Source organism: Enterobacter cloacae complex sp. IR53041 (assembly GCF_049238285.1).
Classification (GTDB): domain Bacteria; phylum Pseudomonadota; class Gammaproteobacteria; order Enterobacterales; family Enterobacteriaceae; genus Enterobacter; species Enterobacter roggenkampii.
Genome location: NZ_JBMKHB010000003.1, coordinates 196438 through 222753, shown reverse-complemented (window position 1 = coordinate 222753; position 26316 = coordinate 196438). Strand labels below are relative to the sequence as shown.

23 protein-coding genes are annotated in these 26316 nt (G+C 55.8%); 13 read left to right on the top strand and 10 right to left on the bottom strand.

Annotated elements, in window-relative coordinates:
- Positions 1–192 precede the first annotated feature (192 nt).
- Complete coding sequence (locus ACOTXF_RS03845) at positions 193–1740, top strand: DUF3300 domain-containing protein (protein ID WP_048961816.1); 1548 nt, start codon at positions 193–195, stop codon at positions 1738–1740.
- 10 nt (positions 1741–1750) lie between these two features.
- Positions 1751–2542 carry a DUF2950 domain-containing protein gene (locus ACOTXF_RS03840; RefSeq protein ID WP_047745499.1) on the top strand — a complete coding sequence of 264 codons (792 nt, stop codon included), beginning with the start codon at positions 1751–1753 and terminating at the stop codon, positions 2540–2542.
- A gap of 53 nt (positions 2543–2595) precedes the next feature.
- Here ACOTXF_RS03840 and lpdA read toward each other — a convergent pair whose 3' ends face one another.
- From lpdA to pdhR, 4 genes are all read right to left on the bottom strand, one after another.
- A complete protein-coding gene (lpdA, locus tag ACOTXF_RS03835; RefSeq protein WP_003856313.1) occupies positions 2596–4020 on the bottom strand; it encodes a dihydrolipoyl dehydrogenase in 1425 nt (474 codons plus the stop codon).
- 175 nt (positions 4021–4195) lie between these two features.
- Positions 4196–6073 (bottom strand): pyruvate dehydrogenase complex dihydrolipoyllysine-residue acetyltransferase, encoded by a 1878-nt coding sequence (gene aceF, locus ACOTXF_RS03830; RefSeq protein ID WP_047745497.1) that lies wholly within the window; start codon positions 6071–6073, stop codon positions 4196–4198.
- A gap of 14 nt (positions 6074–6087) precedes the next feature.
- Complete coding sequence (gene aceE, locus ACOTXF_RS03825) at positions 6088–8751, bottom strand: pyruvate dehydrogenase (acetyl-transferring), homodimeric type (RefSeq protein ID WP_008501959.1); 2664 nt, start codon at positions 8749–8751, stop codon at positions 6088–6090.
- A 123-nt stretch (positions 8752–8874) separates the two neighbouring features.
- Complete coding sequence (gene pdhR, locus ACOTXF_RS03820; RefSeq protein ID WP_008501960.1) at positions 8875–9639, bottom strand: pyruvate dehydrogenase complex transcriptional repressor PdhR; 765 nt, start codon at positions 9637–9639, stop codon at positions 8875–8877.
- A gap of 263 nt (positions 9640–9902) precedes the next feature.
- Between pdhR and ACOTXF_RS03815 the strand changes: the two genes are divergently transcribed.
- The 4 genes from ACOTXF_RS03815 to ACOTXF_RS03800 all read left to right on the top strand — a co-directional run bounded on the left by ACOTXF_RS03815 (position 9903) and on the right by ACOTXF_RS03800 (position 14070).
- Positions 9903–10130, top strand: coding sequence for a hypothetical protein (locus ACOTXF_RS03815; RefSeq protein ID WP_021240510.1), 228 nt, complete (start codon positions 9903–9905; stop codon positions 10128–10130).
- 46 nt (positions 10131–10176) lie between these two features.
- Positions 10177–11547 carry an aromatic amino acid transporter AroP gene (aroP, locus tag ACOTXF_RS03810; protein WP_008501961.1) on the top strand — a complete coding sequence of 457 codons (1371 nt, stop codon included), beginning with the start codon at positions 10177–10179 and terminating at the stop codon, positions 11545–11547.
- Between the two features lie 164 nt (positions 11548–11711).
- Positions 11712–13109 (top strand): glycoside-pentoside-hexuronide (GPH):cation symporter, encoded by a 1398-nt coding sequence (locus ACOTXF_RS03805; protein WP_045353232.1) that lies wholly within the window; start codon positions 11712–11714, stop codon positions 13107–13109.
- 10 nt (positions 13110–13119) lie between these two features.
- Entirely contained in the window at positions 13120–14070 is a 951-nt protein-coding gene (locus ACOTXF_RS03800; protein WP_047745492.1) for a family 43 glycosylhydrolase, read from the top strand.
- Positions 14071–14088: 18 nt separating this feature from the next.
- On the opposite strand, the gene ampE is transcribed toward ACOTXF_RS03800, so the two are convergent.
- On the bottom strand, positions 14089–14943 hold the full coding sequence (gene ampE, locus ACOTXF_RS03795) for a beta-lactamase regulator AmpE (RefSeq protein ID WP_234115345.1): 855 nt from the start codon (positions 14941–14943) through the stop codon (positions 14089–14091).
- Positions 14944–14952: 9 nt separating this feature from the next.
- The gene (ampD, locus tag ACOTXF_RS03790) at positions 14953–15504 is read right to left on the bottom strand and encodes a 1,6-anhydro-N-acetylmuramyl-L-alanine amidase AmpD (RefSeq protein WP_048961812.1); all 552 of its coding nucleotides are present in this window, start codon (positions 15502–15504) and stop codon (positions 14953–14955) included.
- A gap of 87 nt (positions 15505–15591) precedes the next feature.
- On the opposite strand from ampD, the gene nadC reads away from it, so the two are divergent.
- The 4 genes from nadC to hofC all read left to right on the top strand — a co-directional run bounded on the left by nadC (position 15592) and on the right by hofC (position 19664).
- Complete coding sequence (gene nadC, locus ACOTXF_RS03785; RefSeq protein WP_021240514.1) at positions 15592–16485, top strand: carboxylating nicotinate-nucleotide diphosphorylase; 894 nt, start codon at positions 15592–15594, stop codon at positions 16483–16485.
- A 174-nt stretch (positions 16486–16659) separates the two neighbouring features.
- Positions 16660–17097 carry a prepilin peptidase-dependent pilin gene (ppdD, locus tag ACOTXF_RS03780; protein WP_047745486.1) on the top strand — a complete coding sequence of 146 codons (438 nt, stop codon included), beginning with the start codon at positions 16660–16662 and terminating at the stop codon, positions 17095–17097.
- Between the two features lie 10 nt (positions 17098–17107).
- Positions 17108–18490 carry a type II secretion system protein GspE gene (gene gspE, locus ACOTXF_RS03775; RefSeq protein WP_048961809.1) on the top strand — a complete coding sequence of 461 codons (1383 nt, stop codon included), beginning with the start codon at positions 17108–17110 and terminating at the stop codon, positions 18488–18490.
- Positions 18480–19664, top strand: coding sequence for a protein transport protein HofC (hofC, locus tag ACOTXF_RS03770; protein WP_047745482.1), 1185 nt, complete (start codon positions 18480–18482; stop codon positions 19662–19664). Before gspE ends, hofC begins: the two co-directional genes overlap by 11 nt.
- Before the next feature lie 41 nt (positions 19665–19705).
- Here hofC and ACOTXF_RS03765 read toward each other — a convergent pair whose 3' ends face one another.
- Positions 19706–20749, bottom strand: a complete 1044-nt coding sequence (locus tag ACOTXF_RS03765) for a GMP reductase (RefSeq protein ID WP_023293282.1) — start codon at positions 20747–20749, stop codon at positions 19706–19708.
- A 228-nt stretch (positions 20750–20977) separates the two neighbouring features.
- Here ACOTXF_RS03765 and coaE point away from each other — a divergent pair, with 228 nt between their 5' ends.
- Genes coaE through yacG form a run of 3 tightly spaced genes read left to right on the top strand, consistent with a single transcriptional unit; the run spans position 20978 to position 22545 of the window.
- Positions 20978–21598 carry a dephospho-CoA kinase gene (gene coaE / locus ACOTXF_RS03760; protein ID WP_232926634.1) on the top strand — a complete coding sequence of 207 codons (621 nt, stop codon included), beginning with the start codon at positions 20978–20980 and terminating at the stop codon, positions 21596–21598.
- Positions 21598–22341 (top strand): cell division protein ZapD, encoded by a 744-nt coding sequence (gene zapD / locus ACOTXF_RS03755; RefSeq protein ID WP_008501972.1) that lies wholly within the window; start codon positions 21598–21600, stop codon positions 22339–22341. The genes coaE and zapD overlap by 1 nt, the downstream gene beginning before the upstream one ends.
- 9 nt (positions 22342–22350) lie before the next feature.
- On the top strand, positions 22351–22545 hold the full coding sequence (gene yacG, locus ACOTXF_RS03750; RefSeq protein WP_021240519.1) for a DNA gyrase inhibitor YacG: 195 nt from the start codon (positions 22351–22353) through the stop codon (positions 22543–22545).
- 25 nt (positions 22546–22570) lie between these two features.
- Here the strand turns inward: yacG and mutT are convergent, their stop codons facing one another.
- The 3 genes from mutT to secM are packed head-to-tail and all read right to left on the bottom strand — an operon-like array spanning position 22571 to position 26297.
- On the bottom strand, positions 22571–22972 hold the full coding sequence (gene mutT / locus ACOTXF_RS03745) for an 8-oxo-dGTP diphosphatase MutT (protein ID WP_023326698.1): 402 nt from the start codon (positions 22970–22972) through the stop codon (positions 22571–22573).
- Between the two features lie 57 nt (positions 22973–23029).
- On the bottom strand, positions 23030–25735 hold the full coding sequence (secA, locus tag ACOTXF_RS03740; RefSeq protein WP_234115166.1) for a preprotein translocase subunit SecA: 2706 nt from the start codon (positions 25733–25735) through the stop codon (positions 23030–23032).
- Positions 25736–25793: 58 nt separating this feature from the next.
- Positions 25794–26297, bottom strand: a complete 504-nt coding sequence (secM, locus tag ACOTXF_RS03735; RefSeq protein ID WP_072207144.1) for a secA translation cis-regulator SecM — start codon at positions 26295–26297, stop codon at positions 25794–25796.
- Positions 26298–26316: the final 19 nt, after the last annotated feature.

The following is a 26316-nucleotide window of genomic DNA, read 5'->3' as shown; positions in this document are numbered from 1 at the left end:
TGCGGTTCTTCTGCACCGTGACGCTTCAGTTTTTTCTTCATCAGATATAATTGTGTAATAAATACTCACACTCTTTATCCGGACGTACCGGACGCTTCCCAATAAAAGTCAAAACAGTAAAAGACGGGTGAATAATACTCACGCCAACCGTAACGCCTCACGGCACAGCGCTGGTCTCGTTGGAGTCATTTTATGAAGTTGCCCTTTAAGCCACATCTGCTCACCCTTCTGTGCAGTGCCGGGCTGCTTGCCGCCTCAGGCGTCTTGTTTGTCAAAAGTCGTGCAACGGAACCCGTTGCGCCAGCCCCCGTCGCTCAACAACCGGCGGCACCTGCCGTAGCCCAGCCCGCCCCTGTGGTCGCGCCGACCTACACTGCCGCGCAAATCGATCAGTGGGTTGCCCCCATTGCGCTCTACCCTGACGCCCTGCTTTCACAAATTCTGATGGCCTCGACTTACCCGGCCAACGTGATTCAGGCGGCTCAGTGGTCAAAAGACAACCCTAAAATGGAAGGGGACGCCGCCATTCAGGCCGTTGCCAGCCAGCCCTGGGATCCGAGCGTAAAATCGCTGGTCGCGTTTCCTCAGCTCATGTCGCTGATGGGTGAAAACCCGCCGTGGGTACAAAATCTGGGCGATGCGTTTCTCGCGCAGCCGAAAGACGTGATGGATTCCGTTCAACGCCTGCGCGCGCTGGCACAGAAGACCGGAGCTTTACAATCTACGCCTCAGCAGACGGTCACCACCGTGACAAAGCCAGCACCAGCGAAAACCCGCGCCACCGAGGCAACGACAACAACCGCGTCTGCGCCCGCCCCAACGGTGATCAAAATTGAATCTGCCGATCCGCAGGTCGTTTATGTTCCCACCTATAACCCCAATACGGTTTACGGGACCTGGCCCAACACGGCCTATCCACCCACCTATCTCCCGCCCACGCCCGGAGAGCAGTTTGGCAACAGCTTCGTCAACGGCTTAGGCTTCAGCCTGGGCGTTGCCACAACCTATGCCATTTTCAGCAATATCGACTGGGATGACGACGATGACTGGGACCACCATCATGACGGTGACTGGGATAATCACGGCGGCTATAACCGCAACGGTGATAACAACATCAATATCAACGTTGAGAACTTCAATAAAATCAGCGGACAGCGTCTGACGGACGCCAACCGTACCTGGCAGCATAACCCGGCCTACCGGGAAGGTGTGCCCTATCCGACTAACCAGCTCAACACCCGTTTTCACTCCACCAGCACAGTCACCGGGCTAAGCTCAACGCAGCAAAAACCGGTTAACCGGGATAGCCAGCGTCAGGCGGCCCTGAGCCAGATGGAGAAATCCACCGGGAAAACCTTCCCGCAAACGGCACGTCCCGGCACGAAAGATGTGCAGCGTCAGGCCTCAAGTGAACAGCTGAAGCAAATTTCGCAGCGCAACAACTACCGTGGCTACGACACCAAACCGCAGACGGCGAAGCGGACCACCACGCAGCAGCGAGAAAATCGTCAGGCTGTAACACAGGAGAAACGCGCTTCACAGCCCGCGCAGCAACGCGCTCTGCAGCAGCGAAACGGTCAGCCCCGGGCCAATGCGCTGAGCGGCAACGACAGCCGTTCCGCGAACTGGCAGGCGCAGCAGCAGCGCGGTGCGCAAAGCAGGCAGCTTGCGGCTCGCCAGCAGCAGCCCCGTCAGGTGTCTGGTGGACGCGCTGAACGCCGTGAATTTAGACATCGCTAAGGGAACCGACATGAAAAGTAAACTACTCAGTGGAATGGTGTTGTTCATGCTTTCGGCCTCGGTGATGGCGCAGCAGTCCTTTAGCACGCCCGACCAGGCGACCGATGCGCTGGCCAGCGCCATTAGTGAGCATAATGAGCGCGCGATGAGCAATCTGCTTGGAGAGAACTGGCGCGATTTTCTCCCCCCCGAAGGCGTTGATCCGGATGCCGTCGATCGTTTCCTGCGCGACTGGAAAGTTCGTCATAACACCGTTGTCGAAGGAGATACGGCGCACCTTGTTGTTGGAGACAACGACTGGCAGCTTCCCATCCCGGTGATCAAAACCGCCGCCGGCTGGCAATTCGATATCAAAGAAGGGGCTGAAGAGATCCTGACCCGTGAAATCGGGCGTAACGAACTTGCCGCCATTGAAGCCCTGCATGCCTATGTTGATGCGCAGCAAAGCTACTTTGCGATGAACCAGAAATACGCGCAGAAGATTGTCAGCTCGGAAGGGAAGAAAGACGGTTTGTACTGGCCCGTCTCACCCGGCGAAACGCCCAGTCCGCTCGGACCGGCATTTAGCCCGAAAGAGCCGGGTACCGGCTATCACGGGTATCGCTTCCGGATCCTGCCGGATAATAACGGTTTCGCGATGGTGGCGTGGCCGGTCAGCTACGGTCAAACGGGCGTGATGAGCTTTGTGATAAATCAGGACGACAAGGTGTATCAGTCCGATCTCGGCAAGGATTCTGAGCAGAAAGCCCGGGCGTTAACCGCCTATAACCCGGATAAAACCTGGCAACCCGTGGCTCCCTGAACGCAGCGCATAAAAAAAGCGGCCTCAGGCCGCTTTTTTTCATCTGAAGAAACTTATTTCTTCTTCGCTTTCGCGTTTGGCAGGTCGGTGATGCTGCCTTCAAACACTTCTGCCGCCAGGCCCACGGACTCGTGCAGAGTTGGGTGAGCGTGGATGGTCAGCGCGATGTCTTCCGCGTCGCAGCCCATTTCGATAGCCAGACCGATTTCACCCAGCAGCTCGCCGCCGTTGGTACCGACAATCGCACCACCGATTACGCGGTGAGTCTCTTTGTCGAAGATCAGTTTGGTCATACCGTCTGCGCAGTCGGACGCGATAGCACGGCCAGAAGCCGCCCACGGGAAGGTGGCGGTTTCGTAGCTGATGCCTTTCTCTTTCGCTTCTTTCTCAGTCAGACCCACCCATGCCACTTCTGGCTCGGTGTACGCGATAGATGGGATCACTTTCGGATCGAAGTAGTGCTTCATGCCGGCGATAACTTCAGCGGCAACGTGACCTTCGTGAACACCTTTGTGCGCCAGCATTGGCTGACCGACGATATCGCCGATAGCAAAGATGTGCGGCACGTTAGTGCGCAGCTGTTTGTCAACGCGGATGAAGCCACGGTCGTCCACTTCCACGCCAGCTTTGCCCGCGTCGAGGTTCTTACCGTTCGGCACACGGCCGATTGCCACCAGCACGGCGTCGTAACGCTGTGGTTCGGATGGGGCTTTTTTGCCTTCCATGGAAACGTAAATACCGTCTTCTTTCGCTTCAACGGCAGTCACTTTGGTTTCCAGCATCAGGTTGAATTTCTTGCTGATGCGCTTGGTGAAGACTTTAACGATGTCTTTGTCGGCAGCCGGGATAACCTGGTCGAACATTTCAACCACGTCGATCTCTGAACCCAGCGCGTGGTACACGGTACCCATTTCCAGACCGATGATACCGCCGCCCATCACCAGCAGACGCTTAGGAACGGTTTTCAGCTCCAGCGCATCGGTGGAATCCCACACGCGTGGATCTTCATGTGGAATGAATGGCAGTTCGATTGGGCGAGAGCCTGCCGCGATGATCGCGTTGTCGAAGTTGATCACGGTTTTGCCGTTTTCGCCTTCTACTTCCAGGGTGTTCGCACCGGTGAATTTACCCAGACCGTTTACCACTTTCACTTTACGGCCTTTGGCCATACCCGCCAGACCGCCGGTCAGCTGAGTGATAACTTTCTCTTTCCAGGTACGAATTTTGTCGATGTCGGTTTTCGGCTCGCCGAAGACGATACCGTGTTCAGCCAGCGCTTTGGCTTCTTCGATAACTTTCGCTACGTGCAGCAGCGCTTTAGAAGGGATACAGCCGACGTTCAGACAAACACCGCCGAGGGTGCTGTAACGTTCTACGATGACGGTTTCCAGACCTAAATCCGCTGCGCGAAATGCTGCGGAGTAACCTGCCGGGCCTGCCCCAAGTACTACGACCTGAGTTTTGATTTCTGTGCTCATCATGACCTCTTAGTTTATACCCGTCGTCCACCGGGTCGTTCTATCCGCCCGCAGTTTACAAAATTGTTAACAATTTTGAAACAACAAACGGCTCACGAATTGTCGCTTTCGCCAATAACCTCACAAACGCCATGAGATTATCAGAAAAAAGCCGGCCGACTGGCCGGCTTTTCGATTACATCACCAGGCGGCGAATGTCGCTCAGCATGTTGTTGATGATGGTGATGAAACGCGCACCATCAGCACCGTCGATCACGCGGTGGTCGAAGGACAGAGAGATTGGCATCATCAGACGCGGCACGAACTCTTTGCCATTCCACACCGGCTCCATCGCGGACTTGGACACACCGAGGATAGCCACTTCCGGCGCGTTCACAATCGGCGCGAAGTGGGTGGTACCCAGGCCGCCGATGCTGGAGATAGTGAAGCAGCCGCCCTGCATTTCGCCGGCAGTCAGCTTACCATCACGCGCTTTTTTGGAGATGGTGGTCAGTTCACGGGACAGCTCAGTGATGCTCTTCTTGTTCACGTCTTTGAAGACCGGAACAACCAGACCATTTGGCGTATCAACCGCAACACCGATGTTGATGTATTTCTTCAGCGTCAGCTTCTGGCCGTCTTCAGACAGGGAGCTGTTGAAGCGTGGCATCTGTTCCAGAGCCGCAGCAACCGCCTTCATGATGAAGACCACTGGGGTGAATTTCACGTCCAGTTTACGCTTCTCAGCTTCGGCGTTCTGCTGTTTACGGAACGCTTCCAGATCGGTGATATCGGTTTTGTCGAAGTGCGTAACGTGCGGGATCATGACCCAGTTACGGCTCAGGTTAGCACCAGAGATTTTCTGGATGCGGCCCAGTTCCACTTCTTCAATTTCACCGAACTTGCTGAAGTCCACTTTCGGCCATGGCAGCATGCCCGGGATACCGCCGCCAGCGGCTGCAGCTGGTGCAGCTTCGGCGCGTTTCACCGCGTCTTTCACGTAGGTCTGAACGTCTTCGCGCAGGATACGACCTTTACGGCCAGTCCCTTTCACTTTCGCCAGGTTCACGCCGAACTCGCGCGCCAGGCGACGAATCAGCGGCGTCGCGTGGACGTAAGCGTCGTTTTCAGCGAACTCTGATTTTTCTGCTTTTGCAGCAGGGGCAGCGGCTGGTTTAGCAGCCTGAGCCGGTGCAGCAGCCGGTGCTGGAGCAGCCGCGGCAGCCGGAGCTGCGGCAGGCGCAGCGCCTTCCACTTCGAAGACCATGATCAGAGAGCCGGTAGACACTTTGTCGCCGGTGCTGATTTTGATCTCTTTAACGGTACCCGCGAACGGCGCAGGCACTTCCATGGAAGCCTTGTCGCCTTCAACGGTGATCAGTGACTGTTCCGCGGCAACTTTGTCGCCCACTTTTACCATCACTTCGGTCACTTCAACTTCGTCACCGCCGATGTCCGGTACGTTAACGTCTTTCGCGCCGCCAGCAGCAGCTGGTGCAGCGGCCTGTGCAGGCGCGGCAGCAGGTGCAGCACCTGCCACTTCGAAGATCATGATCAGAGAGCCGGTAGACACTTTGTCGCCGGTGTTGATCTTGATCTCTTTAACGGTACCTGCGAACGGCGCTGGCACTTCCATAGAGGCTTTGTCGCCTTCTACGGTGATCAGTGACTGCTCGGCCGCAACGGTATCGCCCACTTTCACCAGGATCTCAGTGACTTCAACTTCGTCACCGCCGATGTCAGGCACGTTCACTTCTTTCGCACTCGCGGCAGCGGCTGGAGCAGCGGCGGCCGGAGCGGCTTTCTTCTCTTCCTGCGCAGGTGCAGCAGCTGCTGCACCGTCGGCGGAATCGAAAATCATGATCAGTTTGCCAGTCTCGGTTTTATCGCCAACAGAGACTTTGATCTCTTTAACGATGCCAGCCTGAGGAGACGGGACTTCCATAGAGGCTTTGTCGCCTTCTACGGTGATCAGCGACTGTTCAGCTTCAACTTTGTCGCCTACTTTGACCAGGATCTCGGTGATTTCAACTTCATCAGCCCCGATGTCCGGTACATTGATTTCGATAGCCATTATTCTTTTACCTCTTACGCCAGACGCGGGTTAACTTTTTCTGCATCGATGTTGAATTTGGTAATTGCGTCTGCAACCACTTTCTTATCGATTTCGCCACGTTTAGCCAGTTCGCCCAGTGCTGCTACAACCACGTAAGAAGCATCAACTTCGAAGTGGTGACGCAGGTTTTCGCGGCTGTCAGAACGACCGAAGCCGTCAGTACCCAGAACGCGATAATCATCAGCTGGAACGTAAGTACGAACCTGCTCAGCGAACAGTTTCATATAGTCAGTAGACGCCACCGCTGGCGCGTCGTTCATCACCTGAGCGATGTACGGTACGCGTGGGGTTTCCAGTGGGTGCAGCATGTTCCAGCGCTCACAATCCTGGCCATCACGCGCCAGTTCAGTGAAGGAGGTCACAGAGTACACGTCGGAACCGACACCGTAGTCTTTCGCCAGGATCTGCGCTGCTTCACGAACGTGACGCAGGATAGAACCGGAGCCCAGCAGCTGAACTTTACCTTTGCTACCTTCGATGGTTTCGAGTTTGTAGATACCTTTACGGATACCTTCCTCGGCACCTGCTGGCATTGCCGGCATGTGGTAGTTTTCGTTCAGGGTGGTGATGTAGTAGTAAATGTTCTCCTGCGCTTCACCGTACATGCGCTGCAGACCGTCATGCATGATGACTGCCACTTCATACGCGTAAGACGGGTCGTAAGAGATACAGTTAGGGATAGTCAGAGACTGAATGTGGCTGTGACCATCTTCGTGCTGCAGACCTTCACCGTTCAGGGTCGTACGACCGGAAGTACCACCGATCAGGAAGCCGCGAGCCTGCTGGTCGCCTGCCTGCCAGCACAGGTCACCGATACGCTGGAACCCGAACATGGAGTAGTAAATGTAGAACGGGATCATCGGCAGGTTGTTGGTGCTGTAAGAGGTCGCAGCAGCCAGCCAGGATGCGCCTGCGCCCAGCTCGTTGATACCTTCCTGCAGGATCTGACCTTTCTCGTCTTCTTTGTAGTATGCAACCTGCTCACGGTCCTGCGGGGTGTACTGCTGGCCGTTCGGGCTGTAGATACCGATCTGACGGAACAGACCTTCCATACCGAAAGTACGCGCTTCGTCGGCGATGATTGGCACCAGGCGATCTTTGATCGACTTGTTTTTCAGCATCACGTTCAGGGCACGAACGAAAGCGATGGTGGTAGAGATCTCTTTGTTCTGCTCTTCCAGCAGCTGAGAGAAGTCTTCCAGCGCTGGCAGTTCCAGCTTCTCGGTGAAGTTAGGCTGACGAGCTGGCAGGTAGCCTTTCAGCGCCTGACGACGTTCGTGCAGGTACTTGTGCTCTTCGGAGCCTTCCGGGAAGGTGATGTAAGACAGGTTTTCGACCTGCTCATCGGTCACTGGAACGTTGAAACGGTCGCGGATATAGCGCACGCCGTCCATGTTCATTTTCTTAACCTGGTGAGCGATGTTTTTACCTTCTGCGGTATCACCCATGCCGTAACCTTTGATGGTGTGGGCCAGGATTACAGTCGCTTTACCTTTGGTTTCACGCGCTTTTTTCAGTGCAGCGTAGATTTTCTTCGGATCGTGACCACCGCGGTTCAGGGCCCAGATCTGCTCATCAGTCCAGTCTGCAACCAGGGCTGCGGTTTCTGGATATTTGCCGAAGAAGTGCTCACGCACGTAGGCACCGTCTTTGGATTTGAAGGTCTGGTAGTCACCGTCAACGGTTTCGTTCATCAGCTGGATCAGTTTACCGCTGGTGTCTTTACGCAGCAGTTCGTCCCAACGGGAACCCCACATGACTTTGATCACGTTCCAGCCAGCACCTGCGAAGATGCCTTCCAGTTCGTTGATGATCTTGCCGTTACCGGTTACCGGACCATCCAGACGCTGCAGGTTACAGTTGATGATGAAGCACAGGTTGTCCAGCTTCTCACGGGTCGCGATGGTGATCGCGCCTTTAGATTCTGGCTCATCCATTTCGCCGTCGCCCAGGAAGGCGTATACGGTCTGCTCAGAGGTGTCTTTCAGACCACGGTGTTCCAGATACTTCAGGAATTTCGCCTGGTAGATCGCACCGATTGGGCCCAGACCCATTGATACGGTTGGGAACTGCCAGAATTCAGGCATCAGTTTAGGGTGCGGGTAAGAAGACAGACCTTTACCGTGAACTTCCTGACGGAAGTTGTTCATCTGCTCTTCAGTCAGACGACCTTCCAGGAATGCACGTGCATAGATGCCCGGAGAGATGTGGCCCTGGAAGTACACCAGATCGCCGCCGTCTTTCTCGTTCGCTGCACGGAAGAAGTGGTTGAAGCACACTTCGTAAACGGTCGCAGAAGACTGGAAGGACGCCATGTGGCCACCCAGTTCCAGGTCTTTCTTGGATGCGCGCAGAACGGTCATGATGGCGTTCCAGCGGATTGCAGAACGGATACGACGTTCCAGATCCAGATTGCCCGGGTATTCCGGTTCGTCTTCAACGGCAATCGTGTTTACGTAGTTGCTAGCCCCTGCACCTGAAGCAACCTTCACGCCGCCTTTGCGGGCTTCAGAAAGCAGCTGATCAATCAGATACTGAGCGCGCTCAACACCTTCTTCACGGATGACCGATTCGATCGCCTGTAGCCAGTCGCGAGTTTCGATCGGATCCACGTCATTTTGGAGACGTTCTGACATGGGGGTATTCCTTATCTATCTAATACGTTGATTTGTCTGGAACCTGTCCCATTGTGCTCTTGGGCAAGAACACAATAAGACAGGTTCTGCGTTTAGTTGCCGCGCTCTAAAAGTACCTGGCGCTTAATCCTTTCGTTGCTGTATGCGGCGTAATGAACGTTCGCGACGCGATTGTTCACGGCTGCGGTCCAGCAAGATTTCCTCAATGAAAGCCAGATGGCGGTGCGACGCTTCGCGCGCCTGCTCCGGTTCCCCGGCCATTATCGCCTCGAATACTCGGGTGCGATGGTTGCTTACCAGTGGGAGCATGTCCCGACGGGCATACAACAATTCAAAATTTTGACGAACGTTCTGGGCCAGCATCGGCTCCATGCAGCGTAGCAGATGGAGGAGCACCACGTTGTGGGCCGCTTCGGTGACGGCAATTTGATACTGGACGACGGCGCTGGACTCGGCGTCTAAATCGCCGGACTGCTGTGCCCGTTCAATGGCCTGATGCAGCTCGCGGATACGCACGCGATCTTCATCAGTGCTGCGAAGGGCGGCGTAATAGGCCGCAATACCTTCCAGCGCGTGACGGGTCTCAAGCAGGTCAAACTGGGATTCTGGGTGGTCAGAGAGAAGTTCTACCAGCGGATCGCTGAAGCTCTGCCACAGGCTGTTTTGCACAAAGGTTCCGCCGCCCTGGCGACGAAGCAGCAAGCCCTTTGCTTCGAGACGTTGAATCGCCTCACGCAGAGAGGGACGTGAAACGTCGAACTGTTTTGCCAGTTCGCGTTCTGGCGGAAGTTTCTCACCCGGGCGCAGAGTCCCTTCGAGGATTAAAAACTCCAGCTGCTGCTCAATCACATCAGATAGTTTTGGTTGGCGAATTTTGCTGTAGGCCATATTCCCTGTCTTACGCCTTTTTGCCCGGAGTCAATTGGTCTTACCAATTTCTATTTCGTATCGCTAAAGTAACAAAGTATTCACCTTCTGTCCATATTGGTTTTGATTGAAATCAGTAAACCCTGCACATTTTAACAACCTTACAGAAATAACGTTTCAGAAATGTAACTTTGCAAAAATGAGTTGATTACCCCCAAAGAGGGAGTTTTAACCATAATGAAACGAGGGTTTTTGCAATCTGAAGCGATTCAACAAGGCAAATAATGAAAATTCGCCCACTTAAGGCGCATTTCTATTCTATAGGTTGGGTGAGGAACAACGAGCGGGCCGATTTACAAATGCTTTCTTTTTATTCAAGTCGTCATCACCCCTTCATAAAGCAGGTGCATTCGCAGGCACTTACCACTATTCTGGCGCTTACGGAAGTCATCTCCGCTTTTTTCGGTCTCGTTAACCGTAAAGAAATAAATACAGAATATGGATTTTCATAATTACACACGCTCAGCGTGAACATAACAACCACACACGAGGTTTCAAATGGAAGCTCAACAGCACGGCGATCAGCTAAAGCGCGGGCTTAAAAACCGCCATATTCAGCTCATCGCACTGGGCGGTGCGATTGGTACCGGCCTGTTTCTGGGCAGCGCATCCGTTATCCAGTCTGCCGGTCCGGGCATTATTTTGGGTTACGCGATTGCGGGTTTCATTGCTTTTCTGATCATGCGCCAGCTGGGCGAAATGGTCGTGGAAGAGCCGGTCGCGGGCTCCTTCAGCCACTTTGCCTATAAATACTGGGGCAGCTTTGCCGGTTTCGCCTCGGGCTGGAACTACTGGGTGCTGTACGTTCTGGTTGCCATGGCCGAACTGACCGCCGTCGGGAAATACATTCAGTTCTGGTATCCCGAAATCCCAACCTGGGCTTCTGCTGCAGCCTTCTTCGTCATTATCAACGCCATTAACCTGACCAACGTTAAAGTGTTCGGGGAGATGGAGTTCTGGTTTGCCATCATCAAGGTCATTGCCGTGGTGGCGATGATTATCTTCGGCGGCTGGCTGCTGTTCAGCGGCAACGGCGGCCCGCAGGCCACGGTGCGCAACCTCTGGGAACAGGGTGGCTTCCTGCCTCACGGCATGACCGGCCTGGTGATGATGATGGCGATCATTATGTTCTCCTTCGGCGGCCTGGAGCTGGTGGGCATCACCGCTGCTGAAGCCGACAACCCGGAGCAGAGCATCCCGAAAGCCACAAATCAGGTTATCTACCGCATCCTGATCTTCTATGTGGGCTCACTGGCGGTGCTGCTCTCGCTGCTGCCGTGGACGCGCGTGACTGCTGACACCAGCCCGTTTGTGCTGATCTTCCACGAGCTGGGCGATACCTTTGTCGCCAACGCGCTGAACATCGTGGTGCTGACCGCAGCGCTCTCCGTTTACAACAGCTGCGTATACTGCAACAGCCGCATGCTGTTCGGCCTGGCCCAGCAGGGTAACGCGCCGAAGATGCTGCTTAACGTTGATAAACGTGGCGTGCCGGTGAATACCATCATTGTTTCCGCCATCGTGACCGCCCTGTGCGTGCTCATTAACTACATGGCACCGGAATCGGCGTTTGGCCTGCTGATGGCGCTGGTGGTCTCTGCGCTGGTCATCAACTGGGCGATGATCAGCCTGGCGCACATGAAGTTCCGCCGCGCGAAGCAGCAGCAGGGCGTCACCACGCGCTTCCCTGCCCTGCTCTATCCTCTGGGTAACTGGATCTGCCTGCTGTTCATGGCGGCCGTGCTGGTGATCATGCTGATCACCCCAGGTATGGCGATTTCCGTCTACCTGATCCCGGTCTGGATTGCAGTACTCGGCGTTGGCTATCTCTTCAGTCAGAAAAGCCGTAATGCCATGAAGGCGCACTAAGCCTCCCACCGCGGTGCCTGCTTTTGCGGGTGCCGCGCGTTGTTACCTCCTTCACACTTTCACGCCCACAGCGCATTTATCCATATCACCGCCCTGATACTGCAACGCATATATCCCTTCGCCAGCGAATAATTCTCTCCATACCGTAAACCGGAGAGCTGTCGATGGATAACAACACACTGTCAGTAAAAGAAAAGATCGGCTATGGGATGGGCGACGCCGGATGCAACATTATCTTCGGCGCCATCATGCTGTTTGTTAACTATTTTTATACGGATATTTTTGGTCTGGCCCCTGCGCTGGTCGGCGTGCTGCTGCTGTCCGTCCGCGTGATTGACGCCGTAACGGACCCGATCATGGGCGCGATTGCCGACCGCACCCGCAGCAAATATGGCCGCTTTCGTCCATGGCTGCTGTGGATCGCTTTCCCGTACGCGCTGTTCAGCATCCTGATGTTCACCACGCCAGAGTGGAGCTATAACAGCAAAGTTATCTATGCCTTTGTCACCTATTTCCTGCTGTCGCTCACCTACACCGCCATCAACATCCCCTACTGCTCGCTGGGCGGAGTGATCACTAACGATCCTAAAGAGCGCGTCGCCTGCCAGTCGTATCGCTTCGTGCTGGTCGGCATCGCCACGCTGCTGCTCTCATTAACGCTGCTGCCCATGGCAGACTGGTTTGGCGGGGACAACAAAGCCAAAGGCTACCAGATGGCCATGACCGTGCTGGCGCTGATTGGCACCTGTATGTTCCTGTTCTGCTTCGCCACCGTGCGCGAGCGCGTGCGCCCGGCGGTGCAGACCAACGATGAGCTGAAAAACGATCTGAAAGACGTGTGGAAGAACGACCAGTGGGTGCGCATTCTGCTCCTGACGCTCTGCAACGTCTGCCCCGGCTTTATCCGCATGGCGGCCACCATGTATTACGTCACCTGGGTCATGGGCCAGAGCACCCACTTCGCCACGCTGTTTATCAGCCTGGGCGTTGTCGGCATGATGCTCGGCAGCGTGCTGGCAAAAGTGCTGACCGACCGCTGGTGCAAGCTGAAGGTCTTCTTCTGGACCAACATCGTGCTGGCGATTTTCTCCTGCGCCTTTTATTTCTTCGACCCGAAAGCGACCGTCACCATCGTGGTGCTCTACGTCCTGCTGAACATCCTGCACCAGATCCCGTCTCCGCTGCACTGGTCGCTGATGGCCGACGTGGACGACTACGGCGAGTGGAAAACCGGGAAGCGCATCACCGGCATCAGCTTCTCGGGCAACATCTTCTTCCTCAAGCTGGGGCTGGCGATTGCCGGGGCGATGGTCGGTTTTCTGCTCTCCTGGTACGGCTACGACGCGGGGGCGAAAGCGCAAAGCGCAGACGCCATCAACGGGATTGTGCTGCTGTTTACCGTTATCCCGGGGGTGGGTTATTTGATTACCGCGGGCGTGGTGCGCCTGCTGAAGGTGGATCGTGAAACCATGAAGCAGATCCAGCTCGATCTGGAAAAACGCCGCAACAACTACCACGAGCTGAACGATTATCAGGAACTGAAAGCCGCTGAGACTAAATAAGGAAAGCCGAATGCAAACCTGGCCAAACCCGTTTATTGAACAACGCGCCGACCCGTATATCCTGCGCCACGATGGGCAATATTACTTTATCGCCTCCGTGCCGCAGTACGACAGGCTGGCGATCCGCCGCGCGGACTCGCTGGAAGGCTTACGTCATGCCGCAGAGGTGGTGGTCTGGCGTAAACCCGACGCCGGACCAATGAGCCAGCTGATTTGGGCACCGGAACTGCACCACATTGACGGAAAGTGGTACATCTATTTTGCCGCGACGCACACCCAGGCGCTCGACGCGCTCGGGATGTTCCAGCACCGCATGTTTGCCATTGAATGTACCGACGACGATCCGCTCACCGGCAGGTGGGTAGAAAAAGGCCAGATCAAAACCCCGTTCGACACCTTCGCCCTGGACGCCACCACCTTTGTGCATCAGGGAAAACGCTGGTATCTGTGGGCGCAAAAGGCACCGGATATCACCGGGAACTCCAACCTTTATCTGTGTGAAATGGCGAACCCGTGGACGCTGAAAGGCGAGCCGGTGATGCTCAGCAAGCCGGAGTATGACTGGGAGTGTCGCGGGTTTTGGGTCAACGAAGGCCCGGCGGTGCTGTTCCATGGCAACAAACTGTTTATCAGCTATTCCGCCAGCGCCACCGACGAGAACTACTGCATGGGGCTGCTGTGGATAGACCTGAATGCCGATCCGCAAAACCCATTGAACTGGCACAAATCCCCGCGCCCCGTATTCGCCACCAGCTACGAAAATCGCCAGTACGGCCCGGGACACAACAGCTTTACGCAAACCCCGGAAGTGGAAGATGTGCTGGTGTATCACGCGCGTAATTACACCGAAATTGAGGGCGACCCGCTGTACGATCCGAACCGCCACACCCGGCTGAAGCTTGTCCGCTGGGACGAAAACGGGATGCCTTATTTCGGCATCCCGCCCGCGGATACGCTTTAGTCTTTGCGGCGCGCTGGCTTACACCAGCGTGCCGTAGATAGTCAGCAACGCCACGACCACAACCACCACGAACGACGTTTTCTTCGCCATGGAGACAGCGGCTTTCGGCGTTTCAATCTTGTCGGTATGCGGCTCGCGCGCCAGCGAGAACTGCGCCAGACGCGTTAACACCTGATACTGCGACGTATGGCGGTCGGCAAGCGAGGCGAACCACGCGGGCAGCACTTTTTCACCGTGGCCAATTAACGCGTACACCACGCCCACCAGACGCACCGGAAGCCAGTCAACCACGTGCAGGATGGCATCAATGCCGGACAGCAAACGCTCGTGCGGCGTCAGATAACGGGCAAGCCAGGTCTGCCAGGCGCGCAGGAACGCATACCCCATCAGCAAGACCGGTCCCCATGGACCGCCCACCACAAACCAGAACAGCGGCGCCAGGTAGTAACGGAAGTTAATCCACAGCAGCGCGTTCTGCAGTTCGCGCAGGAACTCGCGCTCGTCGCAGTCCGGCGGCACGCCGTGGATCATCGTCAGCTCGCTCGCCATGGCATTGCGCGCATGGGCATCGTCACGGGAGGCGGCTTTCAGGTACGCGTGATAGTGCAAACGCACCTTGCCCGCACCAATGCACAGCACGCCGAGCAGGATCCACACCACCAGCAGCGGCACGTTGAAAAAGAGTCCATACAGCGAGCGCAGCAGCAGGAACGTAATCACCATCACACCCGCCATCATCAGCAGCGTGCGCAGCATGGAAAAGTGCTTGATACGGCGGAATAACACCTCCAGCCGGTGATCCAGATGCCAGTGCTCACCGAGCTTGAACAGGCGTTCAGCGATGATAACCAGCAGCATGGTAAACAACGTCATGGTATCTCCTTATTCTGACGACGCGGTGAGCATGGTGCGGAACCGCGGCCAGTCAAATGCCGGGCCGGGATCGGTTTTTCTCGCCGGAGCGATATCGCTGTGCCCGGTAATATTGTCGGCGATGGCCGGGTAAAGTCCGATAAGCGTGCGGGTCAGAGCCGCTAGCTGTTGATACTGTGAATCGGTGTAGGGCGTGGTATCCGTGCCTTCCAGTTCGATCCCGATAGAAAAATCGTTGCACCGTTCGCGCCCGTGATACATCGACACCCCGGCATGCCAGGCGCGCTTATCAAAGGGAACATACTGAACCACTTCACCATCGCGACGAATCAGGCAATGAGCCGACACGCGTAGATGCGCAATCTCAGCAAAGAAAGGATGGGCATCGGGATCTATCGTTCCCGTGAATAACGCATCGATCCACGGGCCGCCAAATTCCCCCGGCGGGAGACTAATATTATGAACCACCAGCAGTGTGGGCTTTTCATCCTCCGGGCGGCAGTCGTGGTGCGGCGAAGGCACATGCCGCGCATCCACCAGCCATCCGTTTTCTAACAACATGCTGGAACTCCTTATGTATGGTGCTGTTACTCGGTTCAGAGTAGCATGTTTCAATATTTTGATTCGTTACCAATTTGGAGTTTTATCATGCCGCCTCGCCGCTACAACCCCGACCACCGACGTGAAGCGCTTCTGGAACGTATTAATATGGATATTCCGGCAAGCGTTGCCCATGCTTTGAAAGAAGATCTGGGCGGTGACGTCAATGCCGATAAAGATATTACCGCACAATTGTTGCCGAAAGAGACGCGCTCCCACGCGGTCATTATCACCCGCGAAGAAGGGGTTTTTTGCGGTAAGCGCTGGGTTGAAGAGGTCTTTACCCAGCTGGCGGGCGATGATGTGCAGGTAACATGGCACGTAGAGGACGGCGATAGCGTCACGCCAAATCAGCCGCTGTTCGAGCTGGACGGCCCTTCCCGCGTCTTGCTGACCGGCGAACGTACCGCGCTCAATTTTGTACAAACGCTCTCTGGCGTCGCCAGCGAAGTGCGTCGTTACGTTGACCTGCTGGCCGGCACCCGAACCCAGCTGCTGGATACCCGCAAAACGCTGCCGGGCCTGCGCACGGCGCTGAAGTACGCGGTGCTCTGCGGCGGCGGCGCAAACCATCGTCTGGGCCTGTCCGACGCTTTTCTGATTAAAGAGAACCACATTATTGCATCGGGTTCCGTACGTCAGGCGGTGGAGAAGGCCTTCTGGCTGCATCCGGATGTGCCGGTTGAAGTAGAAGTGGAAAACCTGGACGAGCTGGAGCAGGCGATTAAGGCCGGGGCCGATATCATCATGCTCGATAACTTCGAAACCGAGCAGATGCGTGAGGCGGTAAAACTGACCAATGGCCGGGCCCAACTCGAAGTCTCCGGAAACGTCACCTTCGAAACGATCCGTGAATTCGCCGAAACCGGCGTGGATTACATCTCCGTCGGCGCGCTGACCAAGCACGTTCGCGCCCTCGACCTCTCGATGCGTTTTAAATAGTGATTCCTCCCCTCTCCGCCTGGAGAGGGGAATTTCAGCCCCGCTCGCAAATCCGCTGTTCTTTCCTGCAACACCGCATTAATTCTCTGAACGCGCTTTCCCGTTCCCTTTTTTGCCCCTCGTTTCTGCCCTTTTGCGCTGACAGAGTAGCGCCACTTAACGTAAGGAGCAGATATGAACAGACAACACGGATTCACTCTTATTGAGCTGATGGTGGTCATCGGCATTATTGCGATTCTGAGCGCCATCGGCATACCTGCCTATCAGAACTACCTGCGCAAAGCGGCGCTGACCGATATGCTGCAAACCTTCGTTCCCTACCGCACCGCCATTGAACTTTGCGCGCTGGATCACGGTGGTGTGGAGAGCTGCGATGCCAACAGCAACGGCATCCCTTCCCCCACCACGACACGCTACGTTTCCGGAATGAGCGTAGCGAAAGGGATCGTGACCTTAGCAGGACAGGAAAGTCTTAACGGGCTGGAAGTGGTCATGACGCCGCAGTGGAACAACGGCAACGGGATGACGGGCTGGACGCGCGTCTGCAACATCAGTGCTGATAGCGCTCTGAAGCAGGCCTGCGAAGACGTTTTCCGCTTCAACAATAACTGAGGAGCGGAGAATGAATACCGATCAACTCGTGGCGCTTTGTCTTCGCCATCACGCACTGCTGCTATCCAGCGACAGTGAGAGGATCAACATTGCCGTCGTGGGAAAGCCCGCGCCCGAACTCATGGAGGCGCTGCGTTTCGCGACCCAGAAACGGATTGACATTGAGTGCTGGAGTGCGGAGCGCATGGAAAAACACCGGCAGCTAACGTCTCAATCGCATCTGCCCGGCGTTTCGCAAACACACTCCACGGTAGATGTCCTTAACCACACGCTGCAGCAGGCAATCAACCAGCGCGCCTCTGATATTCATATCGAACCGATGGAGCACGCGTGCCAGATTCGTTTACGTATCGACGGCGTACTTTGTCCGCAGCCTCCGCTTGCCGCTGAACTGGCTAACCTGTTAAGCGCACGTTTAAAAGTGCTGGGTAACCTGGATATTGCGGAACGCCGACTGCCTCAGGACGGCCAGTTTACGATTGAACTGGCCAATGAGCCGGTCTCGTTTCGGATCGCGACGCTTCCCTGCAGCGGCGGCGAAAAAATTGTGCTGCGCCTCCTGCATCAGGTTCCGCAGGCCCTTGAGCCGAAAGCGCTTGGCATGGATGCTGAACAGTTGGCCTGTTTTAATGCGGTTCTCCACCAGCCGCAGGGGCTGATTCTGGTCACCGGCCCTACCGGCAGCGGCAAAACCGTGACGCTGTACAGCGCTTTGCAGTCGCGTAACACCCCTGACGTCAACATCTGCAGCGTGGAAGATCCTATTGAGATCCCCCTTGCCGGATTAAACCAGACGCAGATTAATCCCCGGGCGGGTTTAACCTTCCAGAACGTGCTGCGCGCACTGCTACGTCAGGATCCCGACATCATTATGGTCGGCGAAATCCGTGACGGAGAAACGGCCGGGATTGCCATTAATGCTGCCCAGACCGGGCATCTGGTGCTGTCGACCCTGCACACCAACTCGACGACGGAAACGCTCATTCGCCTGGAGCAGATGGGCGTCGCGCGCTGGATGATTTCTTCCGCGCTGACGATGGTGATTGCCCAGCGACTGGTCCGGCGTTTGTGCCCACATTGTCGCCGGGAAACCCGCGATCAGGCTCAACTACCTCGCTCAGTATGGCCCAGGCCGCTTCCACGCTGGCAGCCCACCGGCTGCGATCGCTGTTATCACGGCTTTTATGGCCGCGTGGCCATTTTTGAAGTACTTGCCATCGACAATGCCCTCCGGCAGGCCATTGCCAGCGGGGCGGGAACTGACGTCATAGAGGCGAGCGCCCGGCAGGCGGGGATGGTTTCTCTTTTTGAACACGGCTGCAGGGCCGTCGAACAAGGGCTAACCACGATTGAAGAGTTGTTGCGCGTCCTGGGAATGCCCAATGGCGGCTAATCAGCTCTGGCGCTGGCGTGCGCTCACCAAAGATGGAGAACCCCGAAGCGGGACACTCTGGGCCACAGACCGCAATGCGGCCTTCACCCGGCTGATGCGTAACGACCTTCATCCTCTGACGCTGACCCGATGCGCCCAGCGAAACCGCTGGCGGCCACATCACTGCGACGAGATGTTTCATCAGCTCGCCACGCTTCTGCAGGCTGGGCTGACGCTGTCCCACAGCCTGCAAATGCTGGCAGAGCAACATCCGTCAAAACCGTGGCAGGCGCTGCTGCAAAGCATTGCCGATGAGCTCAGTGAAGGATGCCCGTTTTCTGAGTCGCTAAAAAAGTGGCCAGCCGTTTTTAGCCCGCTGCATGTCTCGATGGTGAAAACCGGAGAGCTGACGGGGAAGCTGGAGGTGTGCTGTCGTCAGCTCGCGCAGCAACAAAAAGCGCAGCAGCAGCTCAGTGCGAAAGTGAAAAAGGCGCTGCGCTACCCGGCGATCGTCCTGACGCTGGCTGTGCTCGTCGTGCTGGCGATGGTTACTCTGGTCCTGCCCGAGTTTGCCGCGATCTACAAAACGTTTAATACCCCGCTTCCCGTGCTGACACAGATGGTTATGGGGATGGCCGCCTTTATGCAGTCATATGCCCTTGCGTTGTTCACCCTGCTATTGGCCCCTTTAGCCGTCGCCTGGGCTCTGCGGCAGAATCCTCGCTGGCAGTGTATCCTGCTGCATACGCCCGTGATGGGCGCACTGGCAAAAGGTCAAAAGCTGGGACACGTCTTTACCGTGCTGTCACTCACGCAACAGGCGGGTATCCCCTTTTTACAGGGCCTGGAGAGTGCCGAGGAGACCGTTGAAAGTCAGTACTGGCAGGGAATACTGCGCGGCGTGCGGGAGGACATTGAAAAAGGCCTCCCCGTCTGGTCATCCTTTCAAAGAGCGGCAATCTTTACCCCGCTCTGTGTTCAGCTTTTACGAACCGGTGAAATGTCAGGTGCGCTGGATATCATGCTGGCAAACCTTGCCCGCCATCATACGGAACAGACCTTTCAACGTGCAGAGAATCTGGCGGCGCTTCTGGAGCCAGTGCTTCTGATAGTGACGGGGGTCATTATCGGTACGCTGGTGGTGGCAATGTACCTGCCGATATTCCACCTGGGAGATGCAATGAGCGCGGGATAGTACAACAGGGCTGGCGCACGGGCATGCGCCAGCGATAGCCATTACAGGCTGTTGAATACGCGGTTTTCTTGTTCCTGAACGCGAATAAACGTCGTACGCTTTGTCAGCTCTTTCAGGCGGGAGGCGCCAACGTAGGTGCAGGCAGAGCGCAGGCCGCCGAGGATATCGCGTGCGGTGTTTTCAACCGGGCCGCGCAGAGGCAGCTTGACGGTTTTACCTTCTGCCGCACGGTATTTTGCCACGCCGCCGACGTGACGGGTCATCGCAGACTCAGAGCTCATACCGTAGAACAGCATAAATTTCTCGCCGTTCTCTTCTACTACGGTACCGCCGCTCTCTTCATGGCCTGCCAGCATACCGCCGAGCATCACGAAGTCCGCGCCGCCACCGAAGGCCTTTGCGACATCACCCGGCATGGTGCAACCACCGTCGCTGATGATCTGGCCGCCCAGCCCGTGCGCCGCATCGGCACATTCAATGACGGCAGAGAGCTGCGGATAACCGACGCCGGTTTTGACGCGCGTGGTGCATACGGAGCCCGGACCGATGCCCACTTTCACGATATCGGCACCGGAGAGGATCAGCTCTTCACACATTTCACCGGTCACCACGTTGCCGGCGATGATGGTTTTCGTCGGCCAGGCCTCACGCGCCTTGCTGACGAACTGTACGAAGTGCTCGGAGTAACCGTTCGCCACATCAATACAAACGAAGTTCAGCGCCGGGTTAGCCTTCAGAATCTGTTTGGTCTTCTCGAAATCCGCATCGGAGGTACCGGTGGAGACCATCACGTGCTTCACCACATCAGCAGAGGCGGACGCCACAAACGCATCCCACTCTTCAGGGCTGTAATGTTTGTGCACGGCGGTGAGGATGTCGAACTGTGCCAGCGCGGTTGCCATCTCAAAGGTTCCCACAGTATCCATGTTGGCAGCGATGATCGGCACGCCAGACCAGGTCTGACCGGAATGCTTAAAGGTGAATTGACGTTCGAGTTCAACGTCTGAGCGACTTTTCAGTGTAGAGCGTTTAGGGCGGATAAGAACGTCTTTGAAACCTAACTTCAGATCTTCTTCGATACGCATGTGCGGATTCCTGGGGTTAGAGGCAAATATGTTAAAAGCACAACTCCAGTGACGCTATCATACGCACTAATACCTGCTCCGCAAGACTGCGAAATTCTCTTTTTTTACGCTACAATCCTATAAATTTACCTGGTAAAAAGCCGGTAAACAGGGCTAAACAGTTGCTGGCGCACCTGAGAGTTTTAATCAACTGATTTTAATAATGAATAATTCCCAGGATTTGATTTAATGGGGTATATCGTTGCATTAACCGGTGGCATCGGTAGTGGCAAAAGTACCGTTGCAGACGCGTTTTCTCGTTTGGGTATCACGATTATCGATGCCGATATTATTGCCCGCCAGGTGGTAGAGCCCAATACACCCGCGCTTAAGGCCATCGCAGAACATTTTGGCCAGGCAATCATCAATGCCGATGGCACGCTAAATCGCCGTCAGCTTCGCGAATGCATTTTTTCCGATTCAGCGGAAAAAGCCTGGCTTAATGCCCTGCTCCATCCCATTATCCACCAGGAAACACAGCGTCAGATAGCCGAAGCCCGCTCGCCCTATGTCTTGTGGGTGGTTCCGCTGCTGGTGGAAAATCAGCTGCATCAGAAAGCCGATCGGGTACTGGTGATTGATGTCGCACCCGAGACGCAAATCCAGAGAACCATGATGCGAGACCATGTCTCGCGCGAGCATGCTGAACATATTCTCGCCGCTCAGGCCAAGCGCGCTCAGCGCCTTGCCGTGGCGGATGATGTTATTGATAATAACGGCGCACCAGATGCTATTGCATCGGATGTTGCCCGTCTGCACGCGCAGTATCTGACGTTAGCCGGGCAGGCCGTTGCACAGGAAAAACCATAATGTCGACTCACATCCTTTTTGAGCATCCGCTCAACGAAAAAATGCGTACCTGGCTGCGCATCGAATTCCTCATTCAGCAGCTTTCACAACATCTGCCGGTTAACGATCACGCTACGGCGTTGCACTTCTTCCGCAATGTAGGCGATCTGCTGGATGTGATTGAACGCGGCGATGTCCGCACAGAATTGCTTAAAGAGCTGGAGCGCCAGCAGCGTAAATTGCAGGCATGGGCTGAGGTTCCGGGGGTGGATGTAAGCCGTATCGATTCCCTTCGTCAGCAGCTTAAAACCAGCAGCAGCATCCTGATGGCCGCACCGCGCGTCGGGCAGTTTTTGCGTGAGGACCGCCTGATTGGCCTGGTGCGCCAGCGCCTGAGCATCCCTGGCGGTTGCTGCAGCTTCGACCTGCCGACGCTGCATATGTGGCTCCATATGCCACAAGCGCAGCGTGACGCGCAGGTGAACAGCTGGCTGGCAAGCCTGGAGCCGATGCACCAGACGCTGTCGCTGATCCTCGATCTGATCCGTAACTCAGCGCCGTTCCGCAAGCAAACCAGCCTGAACGGTTTCTACCAGGACAACGGTGATGATGCCGATCTTCTGCGCCTGAATTTATCGCTTGGCGAACAGCTTTATCCGCAAATTTCCGGGCATAAGAGCCGCTTTGCGATTCGCTTTATGCCGCTGGACAGCGAAAATGGCACCGTGCCGGAACGCCTCGATTTTGAACTGGCCTGTTGTTAAGGAGTGCCGATGTCTGATGTCACCACCGTAAACTGCCCGACCTGTGGCAAAACCGTTGTCTGGGGCGAAGTGAGTCCATTCCGCCCATTCTGCTGCAAACGCTGCCAGCTTATTGACCTGGGCGAATGGGCGGCGGAAGAAAAACGCATTCCGAGTAAAGGCGATCTTTCGGACAGCGATGACTGGAGTGAAAGCCAGCAGTAATCTGTAAAGCCTGCTGGCGCGTCGCTTAGCAGGCCTTCGGTTGTTCGACTAACCGCAGGATCACAGGTACATTAGCTGGCGGGAATTTTTCGGCATCACTTGCCTGAAGCTCCACCCAGTTACCCGGCTGCCCCTCTTTCCCCCAGGGTTCACCTTCCCAGTTTTCCACCAGCCAGAACCACAGCGTGATGTGTCTGTCCGGAAACTGGTATTCAAGCTTATCAAACAGCGTTGCGCCAAGAGGGGTGATCCCCACCTCCTCCTGAAGCTCGCGAACCAGCGCCTCTTCCGGCGTTTCACCTGACTCGATTTTACCGCCTGGAAACTCCCACTTGTTCGCCATATGGGCGTCGGCAGCGCGCTGGGTGATGAAGATTTGATTTTGCGGGTTGCGAATAATCCCGACGGCAATTTGCAGTATTTTCATATTGTCACTTCCATAAAAAAGGCGCAGAAATCTGCGCCTTTTTGTTTTTTTATGAACTTAGCTCAGACGGCCGTGGCACGCCTTGTACTTTTTACCAGAACCGCACGGGCATGGATCGTTACGACCCACTTTACGATCGCCGGTTTGCGCGGCGATCGCCGCTGCGGCTTCGCTGTCGTCGGTCTGATGGCTCAGCTGTTGCATTTGTGCCAGACGCTCGGCTTCTTCACGACGCTGCTGCTCCATCGCTTCCACTTCTTCCGGCATGCGCACCTGAACCTTGCTCAGGGTGCTGATGACTTCATACTTCAGCGACTCAAGCATAGAGGCAAACATGGAGAAGGACTCACGCTTGTATTCCTGCTTCGGATCTTTCTGCGCATAGCCACGCAGGTGGATACCCTGACGCAGGTAGTCCATCGCCGCCAGGTGCTCTTTCCACAGGGAATCCAGCGTCTGCAGCATCACGCCTTTTTCGAAGTGACGCATCATTTCAGCGCCAACCACTTCTTCCTTGCGCTTGTAGACGTCCAGCGCGGTTTCGTAGATACGCTCGCGCAGGGTCTCTTCGTGCAGCTCAGGCTCTTTATCCAGCCACTCTTTGATAGGCAGATCGAGGTCAAAGTCGTTTTTCAGACGTTCCTGCAGGCCTTCGATGTCCCACATCTCTTCCAGAGACTGCGGCGGAATGTGCGCATCAATCGTGGCTTTAAACACATCTTCGCGGATGCTGTTGATGGTTTCGCTCACGTCGGACACGTCCAGCAGTTCGTTACGCTGGGTGTAGATCGCACGACGCTGATCGTTAGCCACGTCATCGTATTCCAGCAGCTGCTTACGAATATCGAAGTTGCGGCTTTCCACTTTACGCTGTGCGTTCGCGATCGCTTTGGTGACCCACGGGTGCTCAATGGCTTCGCCCGGCTTCATGCCCAGCTTACGCATCATGCCGGACACGCGGTCGGAGGCGAAAATACGCATCAGCGCATCTTCCATCGACAGGTAGAAGCGGGAAGAACCGGCATCACCCTGACGGCCCGCACGGCCACGCAGCTGGTTATCGATACGACGCGATTCGTGACGCTCGGTACCAATGATATGCAGACCGCCGGATGCCAGCACCGCGTCGTGACGCACCTGCCAGTCGGCCTTAATCTGAGCAATCTGTTCAGGCGTTGGGTTTTCCAGCTCAGCCACCTCGGCCTGCCAGCTTCCGCCCAGCATAATATCGGTACCACGACCCGCCATGTTGGTGGCGATGGTTACCGCTGCCGGATAACCTGCCTGCGCAACAATATCCGCTTCTTTGGCGTGGAATTTGGCGTTCAGTACGTTGTGCTTGATGCCCGCTTTCGTCAGCTCGTGAGAAACCACTTCGGATTTTTCAATGGAGATGGTCCCCACCAGAACCGGCTGGCCTTTAGCAGTACGCTCGCGAATGTCTTCGATGATCGCCTGAATTTTTTCCGCTTCGGTCATGTACACCAGGTCTGGCATATCCTTACGGATCATCGGACGGTTGGTTGGAACGACCACGGTATCCAGCTTGTAGATAGAGCTGAATTCAAACGCTTCGGTATCGGCTGTACCGGTCATGCCCGCCAGCTTCTCGTACAGACGGAAGTAGTTCTGGAAGGTGATAGACGCCAGCGTCTGGTTTTCGTTTTGAATATCCACGCCTTCTTTGGCTTCTACAGCCTGGTGCAGACCGTCAGACCAGCGACGTCCCTGCATGGTACGACCGGTGTGCTCATCGACAATGATCACTTCGCCGTCTTTTACGATGTAGTCGACGTCGCGGGTGAACAGCGCGTGGGCACGCAGCGCGGCGGTCACATGGTGCATCAGCATGATGTTGCTCGGAGAGTACAGAGACTCGCCCTCTTCCATAATGCCTTCAGCCACCAGCAGCTCTTCGATTTTCACCAGACCACGCTCGGTCAGGTTCACCTGGCGCGCTTTTTCATCCACGGAGAAGTGACCTTCACCCTGGAAGGTATCCGAGTCTTCTTTCTCCTGGCGCAGCAGGTGTGGAATGATTTTGTCGACCTTACGGTACATCTCGGAGCTGTCTTCAGCCGGGCCGGAGATGATAAGCGGAGTACGCGCTTCATCGATCAGGATGGAGTCCACCTCATCCACCAGCGCGTAGTGCAGCTTACGCTGGACGCGCTCTTCAGGGCTGAACGCCATGTTGTCACGCAGGTAGTCGAAGCCGTATTCGTTGTTGGTACCGTAGGTAATGTCCGCGTTATACGCTTCACGCTTGGCTGGTGCAGGCAGGCCAGACATGTTGATGCCGACGGTCATGCCGAGGAATTCGAACAGTGGACGGTTGTTTTCGGCGTCACGCTGCGCCAGATAGTCGTTGACGGTAACGACGTGAACGCCTTTACCGGTCAACGCATTCAGGTAAGCCGGCAGCGTTGCGGTCAGGGTTTTACCTTCACCGGTACGCATTTCCGCGATGCAGCGTTCGTTAAGCACCATCCCACCCAGCAGCTGAACGTCGAAGTGACGCATGCCGAACACGCGCTTACTTGCTTCACGCACGACCGCAAATGCTTCCGGGATCAGGCTTTCTAAGGTTTCACCTTTTTCCAGACGCGCACGGAATTCCGCCGTTTTCGCTTTCAGCTCATCATCAGAGAGCTTCTCCATCGCCGGTTCCATACCGTTGATGATGGCAACAGCTTTGCGAATACGGCGCAGGGTACGATCGTTACGACTACCAAAAACTTTAGTTAATAATTTGATTAGCATAATAAATTCTCAAACGCCCCATCATGGGCAGATAAATTAAGGTATTGAAAAAGTTAATTTAGCTGAGGCGTTGAGGCCCGGCGCGAATGCCGTGAACCTGGCTAATCCAGGTTGAAACAGAGAATGAAACAGGAGGAACGAGCGCGCGTTGCGCCGTCTGGCGAACCATGACCGGCGGCTGGCTGTCCTGCGTGAGCAGCGCGTTGAGCGTGTCCAGCAGGGCAAGATGCTGCGCCTGCACCGGCAGCGCCTCTTCCGCAACAGGCATTGCCTGCGGCGCCATCGCGAAGGAGAGATGGCGGATAACCGTGCGGATAGCGTGCTGGTGCCAGTAATCAACGGAGAAATTCGGGCGGCGACTGGCTTCAAGCCAGGCGAGATTTGTAAAGTTAACCCGCGTATTGAGATCGTGTTTGCTGGTAGAGGTCTTCGTCGGCGTCGCCGCTTCGGCACCGTTGCTGAGCGCAGGCAAGCCGAAACTCGCCGCGACCATCCCTAATAAGAGATGCGGCCAGAAGTAACGTCTGCCAAATTGTCGCCAGCGCGTCAGTATTCCGCTCACTTGCTCCACCACATAAGCC

Excerpts from the sequence above, each read along its gene's own strand:
- ACOTXF_RS03845 (WP_048961816.1), top strand. The coding sequence starts at position 193 with ATGAAGTTGCCCTTTAAGCCACATCTGCTCACCCTTCTGTGCAGTGCC.
- ACOTXF_RS03840 (WP_047745499.1), top strand. The coding sequence starts at position 1,751 with ATGAAAAGTAAACTACTCAGTGGAATGGTGTTGTTCATGCTTTCGGCC.
- lpdA (WP_003856313.1), bottom strand. The coding sequence starts at position 4,020 with ATGAGCACAGAAATCAAAACTCAGGTCGTAGTACTTGGGGCAGGCCCG.
- aceF (WP_047745497.1), bottom strand. The coding sequence starts at position 6,073 with ATGGCTATCGAAATCAATGTACCGGACATCGGGGCTGATGAAGTTGAA.
- aceE (WP_008501959.1), bottom strand. The coding sequence starts at position 8,751 with ATGTCAGAACGTCTCCAAAATGACGTGGATCCGATCGAAACTCGCGAC.
- pdhR (WP_008501960.1), bottom strand. The coding sequence starts at position 9,639 with ATGGCCTACAGCAAAATTCGCCAACCAAAACTATCTGATGTGATTGAG.
- ACOTXF_RS03815 (WP_021240510.1), top strand. The coding sequence starts at position 9,903 with ATGAAAATTCGCCCACTTAAGGCGCATTTCTATTCTATAGGTTGGGTG.
- aroP (WP_008501961.1), top strand. The coding sequence starts at position 10,177 with ATGGAAGCTCAACAGCACGGCGATCAGCTAAAGCGCGGGCTTAAAAAC.
- ACOTXF_RS03805 (WP_045353232.1), top strand. The coding sequence starts at position 11,712 with ATGGATAACAACACACTGTCAGTAAAAGAAAAGATCGGCTATGGGATG.
- ACOTXF_RS03800 (WP_047745492.1), top strand. The coding sequence starts at position 13,120 with ATGCAAACCTGGCCAAACCCGTTTATTGAACAACGCGCCGACCCGTAT.
- ampE (WP_234115345.1), bottom strand. The coding sequence starts at position 14,943 with ATGACGTTGTTTACCATGCTGCTGGTTATCATCGCTGAACGCCTGTTC.
- ampD (WP_048961812.1), bottom strand. The coding sequence starts at position 15,504 with ATGTTGTTAGAAAACGGATGGCTGGTGGATGCGCGGCATGTGCCTTCG.
- nadC (WP_021240514.1), top strand. The coding sequence starts at position 15,592 with ATGCCGCCTCGCCGCTACAACCCCGACCACCGACGTGAAGCGCTTCTG.
- ppdD (WP_047745486.1), top strand. The coding sequence starts at position 16,660 with ATGAACAGACAACACGGATTCACTCTTATTGAGCTGATGGTGGTCATC.
- gspE (WP_048961809.1), top strand. The coding sequence starts at position 17,108 with ATGAATACCGATCAACTCGTGGCGCTTTGTCTTCGCCATCACGCACTG.
- hofC (WP_047745482.1), top strand. The coding sequence starts at position 18,480 with ATGGCGGCTAATCAGCTCTGGCGCTGGCGTGCGCTCACCAAAGATGGA.
- ACOTXF_RS03765 (WP_023293282.1), bottom strand. The coding sequence starts at position 20,749 with ATGCGTATCGAAGAAGATCTGAAGTTAGGTTTCAAAGACGTTCTTATC.
- coaE (WP_232926634.1), top strand. The coding sequence starts at position 20,978 with ATGGGGTATATCGTTGCATTAACCGGTGGCATCGGTAGTGGCAAAAGT.
- zapD (WP_008501972.1), top strand. The coding sequence starts at position 21,598 with ATGTCGACTCACATCCTTTTTGAGCATCCGCTCAACGAAAAAATGCGT.
- yacG (WP_021240519.1), top strand. The coding sequence starts at position 22,351 with ATGTCTGATGTCACCACCGTAAACTGCCCGACCTGTGGCAAAACCGTT.
- mutT (WP_023326698.1), bottom strand. The coding sequence starts at position 22,972 with ATGAAAATACTGCAAATTGCCGTCGGGATTATTCGCAACCCGCAAAAT.
- secA (WP_234115166.1), bottom strand. The coding sequence starts at position 25,735 with ATGCTAATCAAATTATTAACTAAAGTTTTTGGTAGTCGTAACGATCGT.